Raw genomic sequence first — 522 nt, 5'->3', positions numbered from 1 at the left:
GCATGCTGGAAATGTTCAAGAAGAAAGCGGCCAAAGCTCCGGCAGCCAAGACCGAAGCAGTCAAGGCTGAGGTGCAACAAGCATGAGCATGAACCTGGTTACTTCCCTGTATTTGATCGCCTCGGTCTGCTTCATCCAGGCGCTCAAGGGCCTCTCGCACCCCACCACGTCGCGTCGCGGCAACCTGTTCGGCATGCTCGGCATGGGCCTGGCGATCCTTACCAGCGTGGGCCTGATCTACAAGCTCGGCGCGCTCTCTTTTGGACAAGGCGGGGCCCATGACGGTATCGTCTACGTGATCGTCGGCCTGCTGATCGGCGGCACTGTCGGTTCGATCATGGCCAAACGCGTTGAAATGACCAAGATGCCCGAGCTGGTCGCCTTCATGCACAGCATGATCGGTCTGGCTGCGGTGTTCATCGCCATTGCAGCGGTGGTCGAGCCGCAATCCCTGGGCATCGTCCAGCAACTGGGTGACGCGATCCCGGCCGGTAACCGTCTGGAACTGTTCCTCGGTGCGGC

At 60.5% G+C, this 522-nt stretch carries 1 protein-coding gene; it reads left to right on the top strand.

Going from position 1 to position 522, the window contains the following annotated elements; genetic code table 11:
- Positions 1–82 precede the first annotated feature (82 nt).
- Positions 83–522 (top strand): NAD(P)(+) transhydrogenase (Re/Si-specific) subunit beta (locus AC1DWM_RS30225; protein ID WP_477796909.1); only part of this gene is annotated, 440 nt, incomplete at its 3' end.

This window comes from Pseudomonas sp. P4_C8, assembly GCF_056401975.1.
Note: the sequence above shows the minus strand (reverse complement) of the source record. Positions and strands in the feature narration are given on the sequence as shown.